This is a genomic window from Streptomyces huiliensis, assembly GCF_020037025.1.
GTDB lineage: Bacteria > Actinomycetota > Actinomycetes > Streptomycetales > Streptomycetaceae > Streptomyces > Streptomyces huiliensis.
Genome location: NZ_JAIQLH010000501.1, coordinates 1 through 2,074 on the forward strand (window position 1 = coordinate 1; position 2,074 = coordinate 2,074).

Consider the following 2,074-nt stretch of genomic DNA (forward strand, 5'->3'; position numbering starts at 1 on the left):
CCACGTCATCGTCGAGGAACCCCCGGTTCCGGAGCAGCTTGCCGAGCGCCCCGCCCGCTCCGGTGACGCCCCGGTGACGGTGTGGACGCTCTCGGGCCGCATGCCGTCCGGACTGGCGGCGCAGGCGCGGCGGTTGGGGGAGTGGCTCCGGGAACACCCGGACGCCGATCCGCACGACGTCGCGTTCTCGCTCGCGACGACGCGCGCGCGGCTCTCCCACCGGGCGGCGGTCGTCGGCCGTACCCGCGACGACCTGCTCACCGGCCTGGACCGCGTCGCCGCCGGGGAGCCGGACCCCGACGTGCTGCTGCCCACCCGGGCCCGCCCGGGGAGCGTCGCGTTCGTCATACCGGCTCCCGACGGACTGCGCCCGGACGGCATACCCCTGGATGGCATCCGCGAACTCCTCGAAGCGGAACCGGCGTTCGCCCACCGGATGCGCGAGTGCGCCGAGGCGCTCGCACCCCACGCCGACGGGAACCTGCTCGACGCCGTCAAGGCCGCCCCCGCCCCCGGCCGGCCCGACCTCGCCCGAGCCGTCTCCTTCGCCGTGACGGTGTCGCTGGCCGCGCTGTGGCGCGCCTACGGCGTCGAGCCGGACGCGGTGGTGGCCGCGCCGGGCGGGGAGGCGGCGGCCTCGGTGATCGACGGACGGCGCACGCTGCCCGAGGCGGCGCGCGCGGTGACGGACGCGCCCGCTCCCGGCGAGCCGCTGGCGGAGAGCGTGCGCGCCCGGCTGGCCGAAGGCTTCCAGGCGTTCCTGGAGATCGCCCCGCGGCCGGCGCTCACCGACGAACTCACCGCCGCCGTCTCGGCCGCGGGCGGCGACCCGGCCGACTTCCTCATCACCCGGCCCTCGGACCCGTCGGCCGGAGAGACCCCCGGCCACACCGCGTTCCTCCGCTCCCTGGCCCAGGCCCACGTGGGCGGCGTCCGCGTCGACTGGTCCCCGCTGTTCGCCGGCCGCGACGCACGCGCCGTCCCGCTCCCCACCTACCCGTTCCAGCGGCAGCGCTACTGGCTCACCGAGCGCACCCCGGACCAGGCCGCCGCCCCGCGCGAACCGGGCGCCGCCGCCCCGGCCCGCCCCGCGGACGGCGAGATCCGCCGCGGCGGTACGTACACCCAGCTGCTCCGCCGGGCCCACGTCGAACGCGCCATCGCCGAGGCCGTACCGCTCCTGGCAGCCGCGTCCCGCTTCCAGCCGTCGTTCGCCTCGGCCGCGGAACTGACGGGCGGCGCCCGCTCGGTCCTGGTCGCGGACGGGACCCCGGACCCCGCGGTGATCTGCGTCCCGTCGTTCCTCGCGGGCTCGGGTCCCCACCAGTTCGCCCGCCTCGCCGCCGAACTGCGGCCCCGGCTGCGGACGTCCGCCCTCCTCCTGCCGGGCTTCGGCAAGTCCGCGCCACTCCCCAAGACCTGGTCGGCCGCCGTCGACGCCATGGCCGAGGCCACCGCCGAGGCCGCGGGAGACGCGCCGTTCTTCCTCGTCGGCCACTCCGTGGGCGGCCTCATGGCCCGCGCGGTCGCCGAGCGCCTGCAGCGCGCCGGCACCCGCGCCCAGGGCGTCGCGATGATCGACACCTACGACATCGACGACGCCGGGGAGCGGGAGGCCCTGTTCGTCTGGGCGATGAGCGAGATCCTCGACCGGGACCCCACGGGCGTCGTGGTCAACGACGAGAACCTCATGGCCATGGGCGCCTACGTGCGCCTCTACGCCGAGTGGGAACCGGTGGCGGTCGAGGTCCCGACCCTCGCCGTCCGGGCCGTGGCCCCCGAGGCGTCCCACGGCGCCCCCGTCGAGCCCACCTGGAAGGCCGCCGACGCGGCCGAACCGGTCCTGGCCGATCACTTCTCGATCCTGGAGGAACGGGCGTCCACGACCGCCCGCGTCCTCGGCGCCTGGTTCGACCGGATCCGCACCGACCGGCCGCGAGGGACCTGACGGGCCCCGCCCCCACTCCACCCACCTCCCGAGGAGACTTCGATGCCCCACAACCCCCCGCCCACCACGGCAGAAGAGCTCGCCCGCCGCTGGGCGACCGACCCCCGCTGGAAGGGGGTGGAGCGG

General features: G+C 76.9%; 1 protein-coding gene. It reads left to right on the top strand.

Going from position 1 to position 2,074, the window contains the following annotated elements; genetic code table 11:
• The coding region (locus tag JNW98_RS35485; protein ID WP_223772377.1) for an alpha/beta fold hydrolase at positions 1–1,948 on the top strand (1,948 nt) is incomplete at its 5' end.
• Positions 1,949–2,074 lie beyond the last annotated feature (126 nt).